The sequence below is a fragment of the Zymobacter palmae genome, from assembly GCF_003610015.1.
In the GTDB taxonomy this organism is placed as follows: domain Bacteria; phylum Pseudomonadota; class Gammaproteobacteria; order Pseudomonadales; family Halomonadaceae; genus Zymobacter; species Zymobacter palmae.
Genome location: NZ_AP018933.1, coordinates 2,533,287 through 2,555,038, shown reverse-complemented (window position 1 = coordinate 2,555,038; position 21,752 = coordinate 2,533,287). Strand labels below are relative to the sequence as shown.

The window sequence follows — 21,752 nt, the reverse complement described above, 5'->3', positions numbered from 1 at the left end:
GAGTGCGCTGTCGATGGGGGGAGGGGAAAGCGTGCGCGTACGGTGCTCGGCGGTGATTCAGCGAGGCGGGGCCTTCACTGGTTCCGCCTCTCTGGTTCTATCGTTGGGTATCTCGTAGCGGGAAGGTTATCTGGGTGAGACGGCCTTGAACAGGCGTTCGGCATCCTTACCCTGAACAGTAAAGTCAGAGTCCTGTTCGCCGCCGACGCTTGGGTCGGTATACCAGCACCAGATCGCCATGCCGTCGATGCCGTGTGCCGCGAGGGTGTGCTGCCACTGACGCAGTACGTCAAATTGCAGGTGTTCCGCGACGTGGCCGCTGCACTGTTCGGGGCTTTCCCACGGTTTAGCCAGGCTGGTGGTGCAAGAGCGCAGGCCGATCTCGGCGGCCCACACCGGACGCTGCTGGCGCTGTCCCAGCGCCGCCAGTCGTTGTGCGGCATTGTCCATCGTGGTCTGGCGCTGCTGGCGGTCTTCCGGCAGAGAGGGGTAGAGGCTGGTGCCGATGATGTCGAAGGAAGACCACCACGGGAACGCTTCCGCTTGGGCCAAACTGTCGGTCACATACACCAGCTTGCCACTGTAGTGCTGGCGGGCGAGAGTCGCCAGAGCGGGCCAGTGAGCGCTGTGCTCAAGCTGGCGCAGCTCGGTGCCCAGCACCACAGCCGAAGCGTGTTCCTGTTCTGCAATGTCCAACAGCGGTATCAGTGCGGCCTGATAAGCGGTAAACCACTGGTCAATATCAGTGGGTTTGGCATCGCCCGCCCAGTGGTTGGGTATCCAGACATGCACCTTGAGAATAGGCGACAGGCCTGCCTGCCTCATCTGACGCAGACCAGCGCGCACTCGCTCGGGATCGCTGTCGCTGCCTAGCGCGGGGGCGTTGCTTGAGACATCGGGCTGCCATGCGAACGCTACCAGCAGGGCCTGCTCGGCGCCAGCATCCGCCAGCTGCTGTAATGACTGCATGGCGGCATCGCTGCCCCAAGGCACGGCCGGAGAGGTCTTGACGTTAGCCCCTGTCCACATGGCCGCTGCGCTGGCACACCAGCACAGCGTCAGTGCAGCGGCAGTGGCGCGGACGGCTCGCTGGACGCGTCTCTTTCCCATATGCGGTAGCTTCCCTGTTCGTGAACGAAGTGGTAGCCCGGATACCCCGTCGACCACAGCGATGGATAGCGGCGGGTCAGGCGGTCTGGGCGGCCGCGCGTTACGTACGGGTCAATGACCACGATGCGTTCGGCCGTCAGTCGCGGCGAGATCAATGTCTGGAATGCGTCATCGGCCGGCGTGATGAGTTGGGCGGCGTCCTGACAGTTGGCGATCATCGGGTAGGCATGTACATCGTCGACAACCGTCGGTTTCGGGTGCTCGGTCAGCCAATGGCACAGCTGCGTCTCATCGCGGAACATCTCGGTCGGACGCCCCATCATCGTATCGCGCCATTCTTCTACGACCACAGAGGTGGACTGACGTTCGATGATCAGCCAGCCGCCGGGCAGTCCTACCATCAGCAGAATCACGGCAAGCCAGCGTGGGCGCACGCTGCGCAGTGCCACTAGCAGTGGTGCCAGCAGCAGTGCGATGAACTCAATCGGCAGGGTTTGACCGTGTAGCCAGTTGTCGATCAGTGCGGTGCCCACGACGACGATTAGCAGTACGGCAAGCGCGCGCTGGATAATGGACGAGCGGATGGTGGGCATCATCAGGAGTGTGGGGAACGCGATTAGGCCGCCAACGATGACGTAAAGCGGGTTATACCACCACCATGATGAGAGGGCGCTTGGCGTCAGATCGGTTACCGACTGGCGGATATCCTGCAGCAGCGAGGTCGATATCCTGAACGGAGCCAGCAGGTCGCCCGTATACAGCCAGTTGACGTAGCACCAGCACAGCACCAGAAAGACGACCGGTACATAGCAGATCAGGTGGAACGCGACCGGTGAGCGTTTGATGATCTCACGCGGGGCCACCAGCAATAGTGCAGGTACCAGAATCAGCAAAAACAGCCCCGCATGCGCGTTGGTCAGGAACATCACAAACAGCACAGCGCCGATGCGTAGCAGTGTATGCACGTCCGGTTCGTCTTCCAAGCGTTGCATGGAGCGACACAGGGCGTACAGCATTAACAGCTCCAGTGCCAGATAGCCCGATGTAGCGATCCATAGAAAGATCGGTTGGATCAGCACCAGCCCAACCATCAGCAGCGCCACCCAGCGTCCCTGTCCGCGGGCGATGTCCTGCCAAGCCGCGCTGAGCAGCACGACGCAGCACAGGATTTGCAGCAGATACGGTGCGAAGACGGGGGCGACGCCCGGTATCCACGACAGCAGCAACCCCAGTGCTGTCGGCACGGGGGGGTAGATCAGTACCAGATAGGCGCCGAGGTTGTGCGTCGATGTGGCGACGCGCTGCCAGTTGTACTGCGTCAGCGCTGGGCCGCTGATATAGCCGTGCCCCATCAGCCAATAGGTCAGCCAGATTAGCAGTCCGGTCAACAGTAAGGCGGCGGCGAACTCAGGGCGTACGAGGCGTCTGGTTATCCAGCGCGGCTTCGCGTTCGATTTCTGTCTGTTTGCTAATGCCATGAGTGGTCTTTTCCCAGTAGAACGGTTTGCTGATCAACTGCCACAGCCCCTTGAATGCCGCGATGGTCTGCAACAGCCAATAGGCGGGTACGGTGAGTGCATATGGGGCCAAGCGGTAATAGCGACGCTTGAAGGATGCCAGCAACGTGAGATAGATGAAGAAGCCGTTACCAATCAATAGGGTGAACAGGTTCGTATACATCACGAACGGCGGAAACAGGTCGTCGAACATAGTGGTACGCGTGCACAGCCATACCACGTAGGGGATTAGGGTGAACGGCACTAGCAGCGGTGTCAGCACCGTACCGCCGACAAAGAACTGGAAGCCCCAGAACCCCGGGCCGCCCGTCATCCGATAGAACTTGATGGGGTTGCGCATGTGCACCAAGTAGGTCTGCATGTACCCCTTGAGCCAGCGCGAACGTTGGCGTATCCAGTTGGTGACGCTGACGTTGGCCTCTTCGAACGTGGTTGAGTTCACGACCCCAACGCGCCAGTCCAGCTGGGTCAGGCGCACCCCCAGATCGGCATCTTCCGTTACGTTGTATGGGTCCCAGGCCTGCACTTCGCGCAGCACGTCAATCAAGAAGTGGTTGGATGTGCCACCGAGAGGAATCGGAATGCGCAGGTGCTCAAGTGCAGGCAGGTAGAAGTCGAACCACAGCGTGTATTCGAGCGTGAACATCCGCGTCAGCCAGTTCTCATCCGCGTTGTAATAGTTCAGGCGCGCCTGAATGCAGGCCACATTGTTGGGCGACTTGCGGAAGGCCGCGATCACGCGTTTGAGCTGATCTGGCTCCGGTTTGTCCTCGGCATCGTAAATGGTCAGCAGTTCACCGCGGGCGAACTGCAGCGCATAGTTGCAGGCCTTGGGCTTGGTGCGCGGCATGGAGGGCGGTACACGGATGATCTCGAAGGTCGATTCCAGCCCCATCTGCTTGGCCGCGTCGATCGTATCGGTATCGTCGGCTTCCAGCACCAGCTTGATGTCGAGCCGCGACTGCGGGTAATCGAGGTTACGCAAAGCGTTGACCAAGATCGGCAGTACTTCTGGTTCCTTATACATCGGCACCAGAATGGTATAGATCGGCAGCTCCTTATCGCTCAGCGCTGCTACGTCCTCATCGGTGACCTTAACGTCGATGCGATGGCGCGACCCTTGCCATGCCAGCAGGAACTTCAGCCCGAAGCTGATCAGGAAGATCAGGCTCATCAAAATGCCGAGAATCATCAGCGTCTTCGACGGCGCAATCACCATGCCGATGATGATGACCAGCACCATTAAACACAGCGCAACGATCTGGCCTTTGGTAATGACCGTACGTGCTGACTGCTCGGGCTTCAGGTTGGCTAGGGCACCTAGCGCATGATCGGTGAGCTGTTCGTCACCGATCTCCTGTAGCGTCCAGATGATGTCGAATTTGCCAGTGCCGACGAACAGCACGTTGTCGCCGTAGTGGTCATGTACCCAGTCCAGCGCGTCTTGGTCGGGATCGGCGACGGCCAGTACGAGCGCATCGCCCTGTCTGCGCCACGGCAGCACCAGATGGCGCAGGTAGTCCTGAATGTGTTGCGCTTCAAACAGCGTTTCGTCAGGGTGATGCTCCATCAGATTGACGAAGTTCAACTCATAGTGGTGGGCCAGTTCCGTATAGAACTGCAAGGCGCTCATCAGCCGAGACGCCAAGATGACGTCGCCGAGGCGTGAATGCCACTTCTGCTGGCGTGCCAGTACATCCTGCAGCTGTTCTTGTGTCAGCAGGTTGGCATCAATCAGATAATCGCCCAGTCGGCGACGCGGGCGCGTCAGATCCAGCGGGCGACCCGTCAGTGCGTCGGCAGGGGCCGCTTGGGGCGGCGGCGTATGTTCGGTCGTCATATCAGTGCTCTTAGAAATGCCACCAGAAACCGACGAACGGTGCGCCACCTGCGCCGGTATTGCGGCCAGCGGCGTAGTATTCGTAGCCCAGCTGGAGGCGCGTCGAGTCGCTTATCTGACGCACGAAGGACAGGCGCAGCTTGGTCTGGTTGTAGTTGTAGGGATCGAGGCTGGGGTTGTCGCCATTGTCGTGACCGTTACGCAGCCCGGTGATCTGGTTGATTTCACCAATCATCAGCCATTTCGGCGTCAGGTACAGTCCCGACGCGATGTCGACGCGCCATTCATCGGCAGGCCCGCCCGTGCGCAGACGCAGCGCGGTACCAAGGTCGATATAGCCCGGGCGATCAAACAGGCTGATCGGGCGGCCGATGCTGTAACGGAACTCGTTGCCGATCCCGCCCATGCCGACATCGGGCTGGCTGCCATCCTTGTGGCGGCTATAAAAAGGCAGCACCAGCAGCCACTGTGCCGCGCCTACCCATGGCGCATCCAGTCCGGCAAAGGTCGGGGGCAGGTTGTAGCGGATCCCCATTTCCTGATCGCCGAACGCGGTCGTACTGCGGTGGCCGTAATCGGCGTCGTTACTGTAGCTGGCTTGCTTCAGGTAGAAGTTGCCGATCAGCGTGACGTCCGGCGTCAGGCCGTATTCCACGTAGGGATTGAGCTGCTTAAGGCTGCTCTTGCCGTTGTCACCGTAGGCCTCGCGTGACGAGTGGCGGTTGTAGGTGGTATGGCTGCTCCACTGCAGGTACTGAACGATCACCTCGCCCTTGCCTTGCGGCTGCACCCATGCCGCGGCCTGTGCCTCGAATGACGAGGAAAGCCCTGCCGCCAGCAGGGCCATGCTCCACAGCGCCGATGGTGCGGAAGCGGCCTTGCGCAGCCGGTTCCGCGTTGATTGCATAAAAGCGCGCATTAGCGTGACGTCCGTCCGTAGTGGTCTTCGAAGCGCACGATGTCGTCTTCGCCGATATAGGCGCCAGAGCTGACTTCGATCAGTTCGAGCGGAATCTTGCCCGGGTTTTCCAGACGATGGGTCTGGCCCAGCGGGATATAGATGGATTCGTTCTCGCTCAACAGATGGCTTTCGTTTTCAAGCACCACGCGTGCCGTTCCTGTGACGACGATCCAGTGCTCGGCACGGTGATGGTGCATCTGCAGCGACAGCTGTGCCCCCGGTTTCACGGTGATGCGCTTGACCAGATAGCGTTTGCCTTCGTCGATGGAGGCGTACTTGCCCCACGGACGGAACACTTCTAGCTGCGTCTCCTGCTCGCGACGGCCAGTGCGTTCCAGCTCGGCGACGACCTTGCGCACATCCTGAGCGTGATGGCGATCAGCGATCAGTACGGCATCCTTGGTCTGCACGACGATCAGATCCTTCACGCCCAGCGTGGCGACCAGCGCGGATTCTGAACGAATGTAGCTGTCATGCGTATCGAAGCTGATGACATCGCCGTGGGTGGCGTTGCCATTGGCATCGTGAGGTTTGATGTCCCACAGCGAATCCCATGAACCAACATCGCTCCAGCCCGCGTCCATTGCCACCACCGCCGCATCGCTGGTCTGTTCCATCACTGCATAGTCGATGGATTCAGCGGGGCACTGTTTGAAGGCGTCGCTGTCGACTCGCTCGAAATCCTCACCTTGGGTCAGGCTCTGCATGGCCGTTTCACAAGCTTCGTAGATGTCGGGGCGGTGCGTTTGTAGGGCTTCCAAATAGCGGCGGGCGCGGAATAGGAACATTCCGCTATTCCAGTAGTAGTCGCCGCTGCTGACGTAGGCTTCGGCATCTGTGCTGTCGGGTTTTTCGACGAAGCGATCGACGTCGAACGCGTCCGGTTCGCTCAGCGGCTTGCCGCGACGAATGTAGCCATAGCCGGTTTCCGGGCGTTCAGGCACGGTACCGAACGTCACTAGGCGTCCCGCTTCGGCCAACGGAATGGCGTGTTGGACGCTGCGCTGGAAAGCGGCGGTATCACGGATTACATGGTCGGCGGCCAGCACCAGCAGCAGAGGGTCACCCTCCGGTTCGCGGCGCAGGGCGTCGAAGGCGGCCAGCGCGATTGACGGTGCCGTATTGCGCCGAGCAGGTTCAAGCAGAATGTCATAGGCTTGCGAGGGCAACTGCAGCAGCTGGTCGGCGACGATGAAACGGTATTGTTCGTTGCAGACGATGATAGGCGCCTTGTGCTGCAGCCCGTCAAGGCGGCGCACGGCATCTTGCAACATGGTGTACTGCCCATCAAGGCACAGGAACTGCTTCGGGTGCTGCGCACGCGACAGTGGCCACAGGAGGCTGCCTGTGCCCCCGGCTAGAATGATGGGGTAGAGAGAAGTGGTCGTCATGGCAAATCTCCTGTTGTACTGGACAGACTGTCGGCGACTGCGCCGTGGGTCAGTGTTACCGAGCAGTGGCCCATCGCAGCCGCGATGGCAGCTGTGGACAGTACATTGATACGCATCCGTGCCGGCTCACGCGTATGAACGATGCGGCGGAAACGTTCGATAAAGAGGCGTGGTGCCAACGTTCATATGTGAGCCTTTACTTACCGCGTTGGGTGGCCGATGCATGCATCGCGCCACAGAGGCGGTAATATGCAAATAAATTGGGGTGTTTGTTGTCTTGCGTGATGGGTACTGTCTACAAGATAGTTTAAACCGTAATCAATTAACAAATAAAAACCCTATAGTTAACATTTCGTTAACAGCCCTGACACACGGTATGTCGGTTGTTTTTCAACGCTATGAGGGCATCACGTGCAGAAGAGGGTGCTGGCGATTGTCACAGCGTCAAGAACGCAGTGTGGCATCGCTGAAGCCCTTTCCATCATCAGGGCTGGATGGCATGATCAGAAGAGGTCACGCATGGCTGAACGCCGTGCGTGTACAAGCTGAACCTTACGCATACGCACATAAGGAACGATCGAATGACACTCAAGGTGTTCGTTGATGGGCAGGCAGGCACGACAGGCCTGCGGCTGCATGACTATCTCTCGGCGCGTGACGACGTCACTCTGCTGCAGATTGATGAAGCGCAGCGCAAGAATGCCGATGAACGACGACGCCTATTGAACGAAGCCGACGTTGCCTTCCTGTGCCTGCCAGATGCTGCGTCGCGTGAGGCGGCCGCGCTGACAGAAATGGACACTTGCCTGATCGATGCCAGCACGGCGTTCCGTACTCACGATGACTGGGTTTATGGTTTGCCTGAACTGGCCGATAGCCAGCGTGATCGTCTGAAGACCACTCAGCGCATCGCCGTACCGGGCTGCCATGCGTCCGCCTTTATTCTGCTGACGCGCCCACTGCGCGATGCTGGGCTGATTCCCGACAGCTACCCTCTGTCAGCAACGTCGCTGACAGGTTACAGCGGTGGTGGCAAGCAGATGATCGCCGACTATGAAGCCTCTCCGCGCGATCCGCGACTCGACAGTCCGCGTCCGTATGCGTTGGGGCTGGCACACAAGCATTTGCCCGAAATGCGTTACCACGGCCGCTTGGCGCATGCGCCCATCTTCCAGCCTATCGTCGGGCCGTTTTTGAAAGGGCTGACGGTCTCAATTCCTCTGGCGCTTGAAACGTTGGGCGTGACACGCCAGCAGCTGCACGATGCGCTGAGTGCTCGCTATGCAAACGAAGCGTTTGTTCGGGTGATGCCGCTGAACGACGACAGCGTGCTCGATAACGGTAGCTTCGACGTGCAGGCTTGCAATGGCACCAATCGCGTCGATCTGTTCGTACTGGGCAACGACGAGCGAGCCGTGCTGATGGCGCGCCTCGACAACCTTGGCAAGGGGGCGGCCGGTGCCGCGATCCAATGCATGAACGTGCGCTTCGGACTGCCAGAAGATAAAGGGCTGGCGGTTTATGCCTGATGGCCGATATGCTGTCTGTAGCGTAAGCGAGCATTCATTATCCTGCGGCTGACCACTGGAATGCGGGCGTCGTAAACGCTCCATTGGTCGCTGCGTTTCTTCTGTCTTTTCTCTCTGCCGTGACCTTGGTGTCGCGGCCTCGATTGTTTGGAAGCGTTGTCATGAAACCAGGGCATACTGGCCTGACCCGTCTGATGCATTCCTTTGGCTATTCTTGGCAGGGGTTCCGTGCCGCTTGGCGTCACGAAGCGGCCTTCCGACAGGAAGTCGTGCTGGCCGTGATCCTGTTCCCAGCGACGTTCTGGCTGGCGAACTCGCTGGCCACATGGCTGATGCTGATCGGCACAGCGCTGCTGGTCATGTTGGTGGAGCTGCTTAATTCCGCCATCGAGGCTGTTGTGGACCGCATCGGTGCCGAGCGACACCCATTGGCTGGACGCGCTAAGGATCTGGCTTCTGCCGCGGTATTGCTGGCATCGCTGATTGCCGGGGTGACGTGGGTGGGCATGCTGTTCGCCCGCCTAGGCTGGGTGCCGTGGGTGTGGGCGTAGCGATTTAGGCGACACTGGTGGGATTCTCTCTCTAAGCTCATGAACGCTCATCGCGTTAAGGTATGGTCACGCCGCCACTGTTGTGCACTCATGCCGAATAGATCGACAACGCGGCGAGTAGCTTGACGAAGAAGCGCAGTGTCCTGCTGCACGCAGAGATACTGCAATACCCTGATGCCCTCAAGCGCATGCGAAGACGTCAGTCAGCGTTGTGATGCTCACACTTTCCCGTATCCGACCTTTTCCATATCCACTATGGGAATATTCGTTTGCCCTCTATCCTTCTATTGCGCTGTTGCCTCTTTGCGGATGTTTGCTTTACCGCTGCCTCACATGTTAATCACTCTATTTGCGCCGATATCGGCAATAAAATCCTGATCGTGGCTAACGACTAACACGCTGCCGTTAAAGTCGTGCAGGGCATGTGCCAGCATCAGCCGAGCGTCGATATCGAGATGGTTATTTGGCTCATCCAGTAGTAGTAAGGTGGTGTCAGGTTGGTGGCTGATGGCCAACATGGCCACTTTCATCCGTTCGCCACCGCTTAAATGTGCCACCGTTTGATCTGCGTCTTCTCTTCTTAGTCCTATGCCCGCTAACAGCGTTCGCTGCTGTGTCTCTGTTAGGTGCGGGCAGAATGCCTTCATGTTTTCCAATGCGGATGTTGTCGGGTCCAACAGTGTGAAATGCTGATCCAGATAGCATAGGCCCGCATGGACATGAATGTTGCCGTGAAGAGGCTCTAAGCGCCCTGCGATGGTTTTCAATAAAGTGGATTTACCGGTTCCGTTTGCACCCGATAGATGGATTTTTTCGCCAAAATTCACCGAAAAGGTAATATCGCGCGCAGAGAGAACATAAGGGAGGCGCACGTCGGTAACGTCTAAAATACGCGAGACGCGTTTTTCTGTTTTTCCTAGTGACAGGCGTTGTTGCTTACATAGCTCATGTTGGGTGTTAAGTGTGCTGAGCTGGTTTTGCATCTGTTGCAACTGACGGCTTTGGTTGTTTTCTCTGGTGCCGCTGGCACGCTCTGCATTTTGCTTAATTGTATTCAGAATCACTTTCGCCTGACTGCCTGAACGTGCCACCTGTTTGCCTTGGCTGGCACGCTGCTGGGCTTTTTCGCGGTTCTTTTGCATCGTCTGACGCATAAGTCGGATCTGTGTATTCGTATGGTCAATGCGCCGTTCTACGCTATCTAGCTCACTGGCGCGCTGTTGCGCGTAGACCTCATAGTTACCGCCGTAATAGCGTATGCCGAGGGTACTGAGCTCTAAAATGTCGTCAACGTGGCGCAACATATCGCGATCATGGCTAATGATAAGTATCCCGCCGTCGAAGCGTTTTATCTGTTCGACGAGCCATGCCTTGCCGTGGTCGTCCAAATGGTTGCTAGGCTCATCAAGAATCAGATAGCCATAGTGCGATTGGAAAAGTTGATACAACGCGAGCCGTGTTAGCTGGCCGCCACTCAACGCGTTACAGGGCAAAAAAGGGTCTGCGGGCAGTCCTAATGTTTGGAGTTGCTGTTCAAGCGTCTCCTGCAGTTGCCAATGGTCGCCGACCAACTCGAAGTCGTGAGGATCGCAGCCTCCCGCCGTAATGCGGGAGAGGGCCTTTAAGGTGTCACGAACGCCGAGCACATCACAGATGGCCTCATCCGGTGCACGTTGGTGCGTCACGCTAATCTGGCGCAGCCACCCAACGCGGCACGATGTGCTGACTGAGCCAGAAGACGGTGCTACTTCCCCTGTTAGTAATGCCGCCAGCGTAGACTTGCCGACCCCGTTTCTGCCCACTAAACCGGTTATATGATTACCCAGCGTAAATGCCAGATTAGAAAACAAAGTATTACCGTTGTTGACGTGATACGTTAACGCGTGAACATTGATTATTGTCATAAATGCCCTCTGCTATCGTTATTTTTCGAATTATTTTCCTACTATAGGCTATTATTGCACCATCGATATAACATGATGCGATTATTAATAGGGGCCTTTGTGCTTACATTGGTCACAAAACTAAAAGCGAATCCGAAGAAATGTGTACTAAAAGAATGTGTTAAATCCCCTTTAAAAATTCATGTTGCCCAAAAAATTCACCGCATAACTACTTCCTGATGACCTCTGGCATATCGTATAGCCGTTTCTCCACAAGCACGTTACAGCCTTCCGCAGAGGAAGAACTCCTGTGCCTGACCGACAAGCTCTATTCGGCATCTTGTTCGTAATGATGACGGGGTTCTTGGCGACACCTGACCCCCTATTTAGGCTTTAGCTCCTGTCCCACTTGCTGGTGATGTTTGGGAGAGTGGCATGATGCAGGCGTTTGGCAGCAACGCCATCATAAGCTGTGACAACGCCTGCATTTGGCAGATCGCATCGATTGGGAGCACTCCTGCGTGGATGGCTCATCCATGAAGGCAAAAAAGGGATCTGCCGTAGGCCCCAATCGCGCCAATAGAGGGCATCCGGGGGGGCAATAGTCATCTGCTGACGGGTGGTCATGGAGGTGCTTTTTTCCGGGGCGAACATGCGCGATAACGTTCCGTTGACGGTGTGACTGGAAGCCTGTGTAGTTCGAAGCATCACGCCCCTCATAGCCCGCCGAGGCAAGGATAGTAGCACGACGCTAGGCAGGCACTGTTGAGTGGTGGAACGCATTTTTGCATGGCTCAATCACGCTAGGCCGCTGGCCGTTCGGTACGAACGCCGATTCGATATCTACTGCGCCGTCACATTGCTGCGATGTGCCATAATCTGCTTTAAAAAGCGGGTGCCAGGATTTTGAAACACTCTCTTAGAGAGACAGTTACTGCGTATTTGCACCTTGGAGTGATTGCCATGCGGTCATTATCTCAAATTATGATGGCTTAATTAGAGTTACCTTATCATTCGATGAAAATATAATACACCTGATCTTTGGTATGATGTTGTCTCATATTTTTAATTAGGTTATGTGATTTTAATATAATTAATAGGGCGTTAGATTTTTTAACTGTCGCCCATCGCCTTTTCCAGTACTTGCATGACGCGTGGGTGGGTGGACTGCGCGACGTTGAAGCGCAGATAGCCATCGGCCTGCTGCGACAGGCTAAACGCATTGCCCGGTGCCATTACCACGTCTTCTTCCAGCGCCAGTTGGGCAATGTGTTGTGCACTTAGCCCGTCAGGCAGCTTGGCCCACACGAACATGCCGGCACGGGGTTGCGTCCACAACGTTAGTCCTGCGGCCTCAAGGCGGGTGGTCGTCAGGTGCATGGCATCAGCCAGACGTGCTCGTACACCTTCCATATGACGCCGATAGGCCCCGCTCGACAGCAGTTTCAGCAGCAGTTCGGCGGAGAAGTGACCGGCTTCGAATGCTGTTGCCAGCTTCATGTCGACCAGTCCATCGATCCAGTCCGGCCGTGCGGCGATATAGCCACAGCGTACTGATGCGGACAGTGATTTCGAGAAACTGCCGGTATGGATGACGCGGCGCAGCCCGTCCAGTGCAGCCATGCGTGGCGAGGGCTGCTGTTCGAAATCCGCAAAGACATCATCCTCAACAATCGTCATGTCGTACTGCTCGGCGATCTGCAGAACGCGGTGTGCCGTCGCGGGGCTGATCGTGGCACCGGTTGGGTTGTGCAATGCCGCATTGGTCAGGTACAGGCGCGGTCGATGCTGTTCGACTTGCTGAGCGAAGGCGGTCAGGTCAGGGCCGGTCGGGGTGAACGGGACGCTGATGACCTGCACGCGGTGTGCACGCAGCATGGCATGGAAGTTGAAGAAGCACGGATCATCAACCAGTACGGTATCGCCTCGATCAAGCAGGAAGCGGCAGATCAGATCAAGTGCCTGTGTGCCAGACTCGGTCAGTACCAAACAGGCTGGATCGGTCAGAATGCCTCGTTCACTCATGCGCAGCGCCAGCAGTTGGCGCAGTTCAGGCGATCCTTGCGGTGTTCCGTAGGCCGTCAGTGGGGCAACGGGTTGACGCGATAGAGCGCGCAGTGCCTTGCGAATATCGTTTTCCGGCATCCACGTGGCGGGCAGCCAGCCACAGCCGGGGTTGAGGGTGTTTTCGTCGGCGTCCAGTGATTGGCGCATCACCCACAGTGGATCGACCTCGCGGGCGGGCGCTGACGGACGCGCTGACAGCGAGAACGGAGGCAGTGGCTGGCGTACATAAAAGCCCGCCCCCGGGCGCGATTGAATCAGTCCTTCGGCGACCAAGCGATCGTAGGCATCGACAACGGTTGATTTGGAAACGTGGATCAGCTGCGCCATCGAGCGGATAGAGGGCAAGCGGGCACCGACGCTCAGTGTGCGGTGCTGGATGCGTTCGCGTACGTGCTGCATAACGTGCTCGACGCGGGAACAGGACGGTGTACCGTCGTCAGCGGCGGGGGTATCCGAAGCTCTCATAGGGGTCCTCACGGAATACGTGTCTGCTGAGCCGCGACGCCATCAGGTGGCACTGGCGGGCAGAACGTCATCATCGTCATGACAAGAGCGGCCCAGCAGGCATGAGGTGTGGCCACTGTACTGCTTTCTTCACCATGACAGTTTGTTGAAATTGTACTGCTACTGTACCTGTGCCCCTGCCGAGTGACCAGTGAAGATGGAACGCATGCGGCGTGCCACGCCGCCCCAGACAACCGTTTCCTTCCTATTCCTCTTTATGGAGTGATCTCATGACCGATACAGCACCTTCCCTGCGTCTTAAGACCGGCCTGGCTGAAATGCTCAAGAACGGCGTCATCATGGACGTCTGTACCCCCGAACAGGCTGAAGTGGCTGAACGTGCAGGGGCCATCGCGGTCATGGCGCTGGAACGGGTTCCGGCACAGATCCGCGCTGAAGGCGGCGTTGCCCGCATGGCTAATCCCAAGCTGATCAAATCCATCATGGCGGTTACTTCGCTGCCCGTCATGGCGAAAGCGCGTATTGGCCACTTTGCTGAAGCGCAGGTATTGCAAGCACTGGGCGTCGACTTCATCGACGAAAGTGAAGTGCTGACGATGGCCGATGAGGTCAACCATATCGACAAGCATGAATTCACCACGCCGTTCGTCTGCGGTGCGCGCGACCTGGGCGAAGCACTGCGCCGCATTACCGAAGGCGCCGCTATGATCCGCACCAAAGGGGAAGCGGGTACCGGTGACGTGGTACACGCCGTTAAGCACATGCGTGCGATGAGCAGTGACATTCGCCGCCTGACCTCCATGCGCAAAGATGAGCTGTACGTGGCGGCCAAGGAGCTGCAGGTGCCGTACGAACTGGTAGCGTGGGTTGCACGTGAAGGCCGTCTGCCGGTGCCGAACTTCTCTGCCGGTGGTATCGCCACGCCTGCCGATGCCGCGCTGATGCGTCAGCTGGGCGCTGAAACCGTGTTTGTTGGTTCCGGCATCTTCATGGACGATGGCCGCCACTATGCGCCGCTGGACGTTGCAGAACGTCGCGCTCGTGCCATTGTGCGTGCGTGCACCCACTACGATGATCCACTGATCGTGGCGGAATGCAGCGAAGAATCTGATAGTGCGATGAAAGGGCTGGCTGTGGCCGTTCTGGAAGAGCGCGAACTGCTTCAGAACCGCGGGGTATGATGATGACCACCGCTCCGCTGATCGGTGTGTTGGCCCTGCAAGGGGCCAGCGACGCCCACTGCCGAATGCTGGAACAGCGCGGTGCACGCGTACGCAACGTGCGTCGTCCTGCGGATCTGGACGGGCTGGACGGACTGATACTGCCGGGTGGTGAGTCAACGGCGATGCTGCGGTTGATGGACCGCGAAGGGCTATTCGAACCATTGCGCCGCGCCGTGCAGTCACTGCCGTGTCTCGGCACTTGTGCGGGCACCATTCTGCTGGCGGAAACGGTCGAACCGGTTCAGCCCAGCTTTGCCGCACTGCCGATCACCGTGACGCGCAATGCCTATGGCCGCCAGAACGATTCGGCGATCCTTAATGCGCAGACCGCGCTGGATGGTGGCCCGCTGGAAATGGTCTTCATTCGTGCGCCACGCATTGATGCTGTGGGCGAAGGCGTGACGGTATTAGCGCGCCGCGGTGACGATCCGGTGCTGGTGCAGAAGGGCCATACGCTGGCGTGCACCTTCCACCCTGAACTGGGGAGCGATCCTCGGGTTCACGCCTATTTTCTGGCGCAGATCGGGCATCATTGATGCGGCAGCGGGTATGCCAAAGGGCCTCTTCGGAGGCCCTTTGCATTTCCGGACTTTGATAGCGTCATGATCGTGAGGCACGGCGTAAGCACGCCAGGACAAGGCCCGACCGCTGCCCTTGTCAGACCCAGCGACATGCTGTAGAGCTGTTCCTCTTGCGCTTGAAGCTCACGCTGTGCATTCCCTCGTCACACATAAATAGGTTTCATAAATAAAAGGACGCCATGCTCATGACTCACCGTTCCCCCGACCAGTGTCGCGATATGCAGGATATCCGCACCGAGATTGACACCATCGACCGTCAGATCATTGCGCTGCTGGGTCAGCGCATTGGTTATGTGCAAGCCGCCGCCGCATTCAAGACCAGCGCTGCTTCGGTGCGGGCCGAAGAGCGTGTTAATGCCATGTTGGCCGTACGTCGTCAGTGGGCGGAAGAGGAGCATCTGCCGCCTGATCTGGTCGAAAAGGTGTACCGCACGCTGGTCGAGGGCTTTATTCAGCATGAAATGACCCAGTGGCAGAAATCCTAGTTCACATTACGGCCATGTTACTTCGTTGTATCATGGCCGTTTTTCCATGCCGTGAGGGGGAACGTGCCGACAGAAACTCGGCGCGATAGCGCGCGGTAGTGAACAAAACGCAGGGGACACCATGAAGGACATCGCACTCGACCTATACCGCAAGTGGTACCGCTGGCGTCATCCCGCACAGGCACCGCTGTTGCCAGATGACAGCAACATGCCACGCTCGCGCCGTATCAAGATGGCGCTGGACGATGGCGATTTCAGGGCGGCCGAAGAGTGGGCCGATAGGCTGCTCGCCTTTCCAGAGCGTGAGCGTGAAGACGAGGTATTCAAGGGGCTGTATGCGCTGCTGCCGTGGTTGATGGCCTATGGCGGGCGCTGGGAAGCGCTATCGGTACTGAACGGTTGGCAGCAGGCCTTCCCCGAATCGCGTTGGCCGGCTCGCCTTGAGCTGCTGTACTGGGCGGCGGCGGCCACCGAGCGACGCGGGCAGGAGGCTTCGTCAGAGGTATCGGACGTCCAATGGCAGGACGCATGGGTCATCGGGCAGGTTCTTTTCCTCAAAGGCTTCGCGCTGCTGGGAGAAGGCATGGACTGGTTCGTTGCGCATACGTTGGGGCGGCACGCCCAAATCTTCAGTGAGCCGGACTGGGCAGTAGCTTGGTGTTATGGGCAGGATGTCTCGGTCGAGCAGGTGCCCGCTATTCAGGCGCTGATCGACCTCGCATCGCCGGTACTGATCGACGGATGGCGCTTTGACGAAGTCAGCGCACCGAGCTTGCCTGCTCAGCGTCCGGCATCGCTTGTTGAGATAGCCCCGCAGGTATCGCCTGAAGCGCCGAGTGGGTTCTTCTGGCTGATGGTGGGGATGAGCGACAGTCCTCACGGCTTCTACCTGGTCAATAGCTATGCTTGTCTGCGCACCGAGCGCTGGGGTGGTGATGAGGGCGAAATTCTGACCATTGCCGATTCTCCATTATGCCGACACCTGACCGACGACGAGCGCCAGCAGCTGCGTTCGATCCAATGGGAGGATGAGGCGACCTCACTGGTCTTCGATGATCCGTACATACGCGACATCGACAAGCGAGCACGCAAGATTCTGAAGCGAGGTGACCTCTCGCCGGAAGTTCACAGTCAGATGTTGCAGTGGGTCCATTCGCGCCTTTATTTGCGCTGGCCCGCGGCACTGCAGAAGACGCCGCTCTATCAGTGGTGGCAGCTGCGCTCCATGCGCAGGCTGTTAAAAGCGGGCAAGGCATACCAAGTGGATGACAAACTGCGCAATGCCTTGGAATACCGCACACGCTACGGGCGCTTTCCGGATGAACAGACCGAGCTGCTGGTGCCGATCTGCTATTACGGCGCGCCCTATGCGGCGTTGTACGGTGTGTTTTGCGATAACGGTTGGGGCGGGTTGAAGCAGGATCGCGACGCAGCACAGCAGTGGTATGCCTATGCGGTGCGCCTTTCGCCGCCGGGGTCACGTTTCGGCGATATGGAGTATGGGACATTGACCATGATCTCCGAACACTTTCACTGGAGCGACAGCGGTGGCCCGCTGTGGAACCTCGTGCTTTCCCTTGCTGAAGCAGGCTATGCCGATGCCCAGTTACGTGCGGCAGAAGTATATAGCTGGGATCAGCGGCATCAAAACATTCCGCTATCGCTAAGCTGGTATCGTGCTGCGCTGCGTGATGGACAACCCGATACCTATCAAGCGTTGCTCTATATCGGTACGACCTATATCGGTAGGATGGAAGGCATTGATCCAGCGTGGATTCCCAAGACCACGCCGCTGTCGCGCTCAGCCTACGGCATGGATGCGTATCTGGAGTTCCTTGAACGCATGTCGGCGCATCCGGTTGAGGCCTGGACGCCAGATCAGCGCGTCTTTGTCGACAAGGCGCTGGTTCGACTACGCCATACGATTGCACTGTGGCCAGATCACCACGCCGCGTATTTGCAGCCGATACTGCACCTGCTGGCGCGCTATGCTGACGAGCTCAGGGTGATCAATGCCGCGGCATCCACGGCTTATATCCGTGCACATCTGCCCGCGCCGGCCGAGTGGGAGCGTGCCGCGCGCGCTATCGTGTACCTGCGACGCCAGTATCCCGACCATGACGACGTAGCGTTCGTTTATGGGATAGTGCGTGATATGAATGAAGGTGCGCGCCAAATCGAATTCGATCGCATCGCGGCATCGCTATAGGCCTGACCGTTCTGGCAGCGTGGGGTGTATCTGCAGCCGACGCTGCTTCGTTATATCATGCTTATCTTCTGTTGAGCGTTGCAGCGCCTCAAGCGCCAGCGCAGATAGGCCCTTTATTACGAGCAGCATGATGACATACGACCTCTTTTCCACACTGTATCGCCTGCGCCACTGTCGGAACGTGCCCTGTACAGTCGCCGATCTGCCAGACCCTGCACAGCGTCCTGCCCTTGTGGCCATCCGCAACGCGCTGGGAAAAGGGGAAGTGCTGCCCGCAGAGCATCATTTTCAAGCCCTGTTAGCACTGCCCGCGGCAGCGCTGGAACACGCCGTTCTCGACGACAGCGTCCGGTTCCTGCGCGAGCTGGAATGCTGGCATGGCAAGGCGACACTGACGCTGTTGCATGAGTGGGCGCTGCAGTGCCCGATGTCGATCTGGCCGCGGGCGTTCGAGATCATGTACTGGCAGGCCCGGCTGATGGAGCTGCGCATCGCGTATGCTCAAGCGGGGCGTGCGCTGCCGTCGGAACCGTGGCATGACCTGTCCATCGTGATGCATCTGGTTCACCTCCAGTCACTGAGCATATTGGGACAGAGCGCACTCGACTGGCGGGTCGCACAGTTGTTGCTGTCCATCGAATTGATCGCCGATGCGCCGGACTGGGTGGCGGCTTGGTGTGAGGGTGACGGCCCTGTCACGCTGCCTGACCGTGATCTGCTGCTAGAAAATGCCTCCTTGCGGCTGGAAGGGCTCGGCATCGACATGGCATGGTGGCCCGAACTGCCGCGTCATCGTCCTACCCTGTTCCAGCGCGATGACCACGATGTGCAGGCGATGGGCATGCAGCTCAGCTCGCGTTGGCTATTTGTCGGTCTTAAAGCCTCACCTTACGGCTTCTGCTGCCTGTATCAGTCGGCAGTGTCGCATCTGACATGGCTACCGGAGGTGCCTGCAGGATTGCAGAAGACGTTGGGGGCGCTGGCTCAGCAACGAGGGCTGGTCAGTGACGATATCAACGAGATCAACTCGCTGTTCTGGCAGGATGAAGTGTATGCCCTGATACGCCAAGGGAGCGCGCAGCAGACCATCGTCGCGCGGATACGCGATGACCTGCGTCATCGCCCGCTATCGCCCGCCGTGCGGGGCAATCTAGTGGGGCTGCTGATGGACCGCTGGGAGCGTCAGGACTCGTCGCTGCGTTATATCGGCGTACGGGAATGGGCGCAGTGGCAGCGCTATCGCTGTGCCACGATGCTGTTGGCGCTGCCTGACGACGCCATCAACGAGAAGCGATTGGCGCGTTTGGTTGAGCTGTGGGTCAGGCAGGGCAAGCAGGCCGTCTGGTGCCGCCCGCTGATCGAAGCCAAGCGTCATCACAGCGCGCTGGCGGCCGTGCTGTACGGCGTGATGTGCGACAACGGCTGGGCCGGACTGGAGCGCGATGTTGACAAGGCTGACGCCTGGTACCGCTATGCGGTGGAGCAGGCGCCGCCGGATGGCATTGAGGCTTTCAATGCCACTAACTGTATGGGCGAGCCGTTTTCGCAGGCACTGCTGTTGCTGTCGGAACAGGACGGGCAAGAGACGGCACTGTGGCACATGCTCTGCTTTGCGGCCGACGCGGGCTACTCCGATGCTCAGTATCGACGCGGGCTGTTTATGTCGGTCGCTCCCGGATCGTTTTCAATCGACGATGCCGAACCGTGGCTGCTGGCCTCGCTGCGCGACGATCACATTGACACCTTCGTCGCACACTACCATCTCGGTGTTCTCTACGCTGGGCAGATCAAAAGCGTGGCGCTTGAAGACATTTCCACCGCATCGGAAACGCCGCTGGCCTACCGTTCGCTGTATCACTTTATGGCGTTTCTGCAGCTGTTCCTCGATCACACCGATGTGCCGTGGCGTGATGAAGACTATCAACAGATCGAACGCGCGATGTTCCATTCCGTGGACGTGCTGTGCCGACACCCCGAGCTTCAGCCTGCGTTCTTACAACCGTTGCACCGTATGCTAGTGAACTTCCGCGATAATGTGCGCCTGACGGCGGGCTTTACCATGCTGGCGTATCTCTATGGGCGCGAGGACAGTCCGATGCGCCATTTCGATATGGCCGTGCGCATGATCGAAGGGGTGCGGCAGCTATTCCCTCGGATCGAAAGCATTCAAGTCGTGCACGAACTGCTGCGAGAGCAGTCTGAAAATAGTCAGCGGCGTTTTGATCAGATCGCCGCAACGGCGACGGCCGACGATTTGCCCGGGTGCAGTACCATCACGCCACCCGTACCGCTCAATCCGTTTTGATGAAAGGATAGGCCTGACCGCGCCAAGGGTAGAAGTGGTCGTTTCTTCATGGACTTAGAGCTGATGAGAACGCCGGTTTCGGTCGTAAAAGACGGTTCGGAATGCCGTTTGACCATAATGAAAAATAATGAGGGCGCCATCATCGCATAAGCGTTGATGGCGGTCGCACAGGCGGAGTGCTGCGACGGAAGCAGTATTCCCGCTTGACAGCGAATAGGGTCTACTGCCTTATTTCGTGTGCCGTTTCCAATTTGGAACGCTGCGACAGCGCTTCACTGACGGCCTTCACACAATGACGATACCCGCGGGTATTCAGATGGAAACGGGCGACATGTCCCACTGTGACGTGCCTGACCTTCCATTTCATCACGATTACGATTGCAGTTTGCAGGAGTTAAAGAGATGGCACATGACGCTCAGCGTATTCTGGTATTGAACTGTGGTAGTTCATCGCTGAAATTCGCTCTGTTGTCACCCGAAGGTACGCAAACCTGGCTGTCCGGGCTGGTAGAGTGTCTAGGGATGGACAATGCTTCCGTAACGATCAAGCAAGGGAACGAAAAGACAACGTTCGGCCTGCCCAACGGCGGGCACGAAGAGGCTATTGCGCTGCTGCTGGACCATCTTGAGGCGCTGGGCTGGCGAGACAGCGTGATCGCGGTCGGCCACCGCGTTGTGAATGGTGGCGAACTGTTTGACCGCCCGGTACTGGTCACGCCCGAGGTTGAAGCGGGCATTGAAGCGCTCTGCTCGCTGGCACCGCTGCACAACCCCAGCAACCTGATGGGCATTCGGGCCGCTGGAAAGGCGTTCCCGGGGCTGCCTCAGGTCGCCGTGTTCGATACGGCCTTCCATCAGACAATGCCGCCGTCTGCCTATCGCTACGCCATTCCTCCGCGTTTCTACACCGAATATGGTGTGCGCCGCTACGGTGCGCACGGCACCAGTCATGACTATGTTGCGCGGCAGGCGGTTGAGCTGTTGAACCTCGACCCGGAGGATCACAACATTCTGGTGGCTCATTTGGGTAACGGCGCGTCAGTCGCGGCGGTGCAGAATGGGCGCAGCGTCGATACCACTATGGGTATGACCCCGCTGGAAGGTCTGGTCATGGGAACCCGTTCTGGTGATATCGACCCCGGTGCAATCTTCCATATCGCACGCCAGACCGGTATGGGAATCGACGAGCTTGATGATCTGCTGAACAAGAAAAGCGGCCTGATCGGTATGACAGGACTGTCCTCCGACTATCGCACGGTGCGTGACGCCGCGGCGGAAGGGCACGAACAGGCGCAGCTGGCGCTAGGCGTGACCGTGCATCGTTTGGCACGTCTGCTGGGGGGGCTGGCGACTAACTTCCCGCGCCTTGATGCACTGATCTTTACTGGCGGCATCGGTGAGAATGCCCCAACGCTGCGCGCCGCGACCGCCAAACGACTGGCGCTGCTGGGCGTAGCCGTTGATGCGGAGCGCAACGACGCGGCCATGGGCTGCACCCGCGTGATCAGCCCAGAAGGTACGAATGGCCCGCTGGTCGCTGTCATTCCGACCAATGAGGAACTGATGATTGCGCGCAGCACTGCCGAACTGATTGGCTGAGCGGCGGTGGCTGCGGTGTCCCGATGAATCTGTGCG

At 58.4% G+C, this 21,752-nt stretch carries 16 protein-coding genes; 8 read left to right on the top strand and 8 right to left on the bottom strand.

What is annotated here, in order from left to right; translation table 11 throughout:
• Positions 1–126: 126 nt before the first annotated feature.
• The 6 genes from ZBT109_RS11285 to ZBT109_RS13640 are packed head-to-tail and all read right to left on the bottom strand — an operon-like array spanning position 127 to position 6,998.
• The gene (locus tag ZBT109_RS11285) at positions 127–1,110 is read right to left on the bottom strand and encodes a glycoside hydrolase family 113 (RefSeq protein ID WP_038279526.1); all 984 of its coding nucleotides are present in this window, start codon (positions 1,108–1,110) and stop codon (positions 127–129) included.
• Entirely contained in the window at positions 1,059–2,588 is a 1,530-nt protein-coding gene (locus ZBT109_RS11280; RefSeq protein ID WP_156934059.1) for a hypothetical protein, read from the bottom strand. Before ZBT109_RS11280 ends, ZBT109_RS11285 begins: the two co-directional genes overlap by 52 nt.
• Positions 2,518–4,467, bottom strand: a complete 1,950-nt coding sequence (locus tag ZBT109_RS11275) for a glycosyltransferase family 2 protein (RefSeq protein WP_051524204.1) — start codon at positions 4,465–4,467, stop codon at positions 2,518–2,520. Before ZBT109_RS11275 ends, ZBT109_RS11280 begins: the two co-directional genes overlap by 71 nt.
• 10 nt (positions 4,468–4,477) lie before the next feature.
• Positions 4,478–5,374 (bottom strand): hypothetical protein, encoded by an 897-nt coding sequence (locus tag ZBT109_RS11270; protein WP_145984521.1) that lies wholly within the window; start codon positions 5,372–5,374, stop codon positions 4,478–4,480.
• Between the two features lie 11 nt (positions 5,375–5,385).
• Positions 5,386–6,819, bottom strand: coding sequence for a mannose-1-phosphate guanylyltransferase/mannose-6-phosphate isomerase (locus tag ZBT109_RS11265; RefSeq protein WP_027706165.1), 1,434 nt, complete (start codon positions 6,817–6,819; stop codon positions 5,386–5,388).
• On the bottom strand, positions 6,816–6,998 hold the full coding sequence (locus ZBT109_RS13640) for a hypothetical protein (RefSeq protein WP_145984520.1): 183 nt from the start codon (positions 6,996–6,998) through the stop codon (positions 6,816–6,818). Before ZBT109_RS13640 ends, ZBT109_RS11265 begins: the two co-directional genes overlap by 4 nt.
• 402 nt (positions 6,999–7,400) lie before the next feature.
• Here ZBT109_RS13640 and argC point away from each other — a divergent pair, with 402 nt between their 5' ends.
• Entirely contained in the window at positions 7,401–8,348 is a 948-nt protein-coding gene (gene argC, locus ZBT109_RS11260) for an N-acetyl-gamma-glutamyl-phosphate reductase (protein WP_027706166.1), read from the top strand.
• Positions 8,349–8,509: 161 nt separating this feature from the next.
• Entirely contained in the window at positions 8,510–8,899 is a 390-nt protein-coding gene (locus ZBT109_RS11255; protein WP_027706167.1) for a diacylglycerol kinase, read from the top strand.
• Positions 8,900–9,228: 329 nt separating this feature from the next.
• Here the strand turns inward: ZBT109_RS11255 and ZBT109_RS11250 are convergent, their stop codons facing one another.
• Positions 9,229–10,803 carry an ABC-F family ATP-binding cassette domain-containing protein gene (locus ZBT109_RS11250; RefSeq protein WP_027706168.1) on the bottom strand — a complete coding sequence of 525 codons (1,575 nt, stop codon included), beginning with the start codon at positions 10,801–10,803 and terminating at the stop codon, positions 9,229–9,231.
• A gap of 1,092 nt (positions 10,804–11,895) precedes the next feature.
• The gene (locus tag ZBT109_RS11245) at positions 11,896–13,314 is read right to left on the bottom strand and encodes an aminotransferase-like domain-containing protein (protein WP_027706169.1); all 1,419 of its coding nucleotides are present in this window, start codon (positions 13,312–13,314) and stop codon (positions 11,896–11,898) included.
• Between the two features lie 269 nt (positions 13,315–13,583).
• Between ZBT109_RS11245 and pdxS the strand changes: the two genes are divergently transcribed.
• From pdxS to ZBT109_RS11215, 6 genes are all read left to right on the top strand, one after another.
• The gene (pdxS, locus tag ZBT109_RS11240) at positions 13,584–14,495 is read left to right on the top strand and encodes a pyridoxal 5'-phosphate synthase lyase subunit PdxS (protein ID WP_027706170.1); all 912 of its coding nucleotides are present in this window, start codon (positions 13,584–13,586) and stop codon (positions 14,493–14,495) included.
• The gene (gene pdxT, locus ZBT109_RS11235; RefSeq protein ID WP_038279531.1) at positions 14,492–15,073 is read left to right on the top strand and encodes a pyridoxal 5'-phosphate synthase glutaminase subunit PdxT; all 582 of its coding nucleotides are present in this window, start codon (positions 14,492–14,494) and stop codon (positions 15,071–15,073) included. The genes pdxS and pdxT overlap by 4 nt, the downstream gene beginning before the upstream one ends.
• A gap of 230 nt (positions 15,074–15,303) precedes the next feature.
• On the top strand, positions 15,304–15,603 hold the full coding sequence (locus tag ZBT109_RS11230; protein WP_038279534.1) for an isochorismate lyase: 300 nt from the start codon (positions 15,304–15,306) through the stop codon (positions 15,601–15,603).
• A gap of 121 nt (positions 15,604–15,724) precedes the next feature.
• A complete protein-coding gene (locus ZBT109_RS11225) occupies positions 15,725–17,812 on the top strand; it encodes a DUF4034 domain-containing protein (protein WP_027706173.1) in 2,088 nt (695 codons plus the stop codon).
• A gap of 127 nt (positions 17,813–17,939) precedes the next feature.
• The gene (locus tag ZBT109_RS11220) at positions 17,940–20,117 is read left to right on the top strand and encodes an SEL1-like repeat protein (RefSeq protein WP_027706174.1); all 2,178 of its coding nucleotides are present in this window, start codon (positions 17,940–17,942) and stop codon (positions 20,115–20,117) included.
• A gap of 402 nt (positions 20,118–20,519) precedes the next feature.
• The gene (locus ZBT109_RS11215) at positions 20,520–21,716 is read left to right on the top strand and encodes an acetate/propionate family kinase (RefSeq protein WP_027706175.1); all 1,197 of its coding nucleotides are present in this window, start codon (positions 20,520–20,522) and stop codon (positions 21,714–21,716) included.
• The last annotated feature ends 36 nt before the right edge of the window (positions 21,717–21,752 follow it).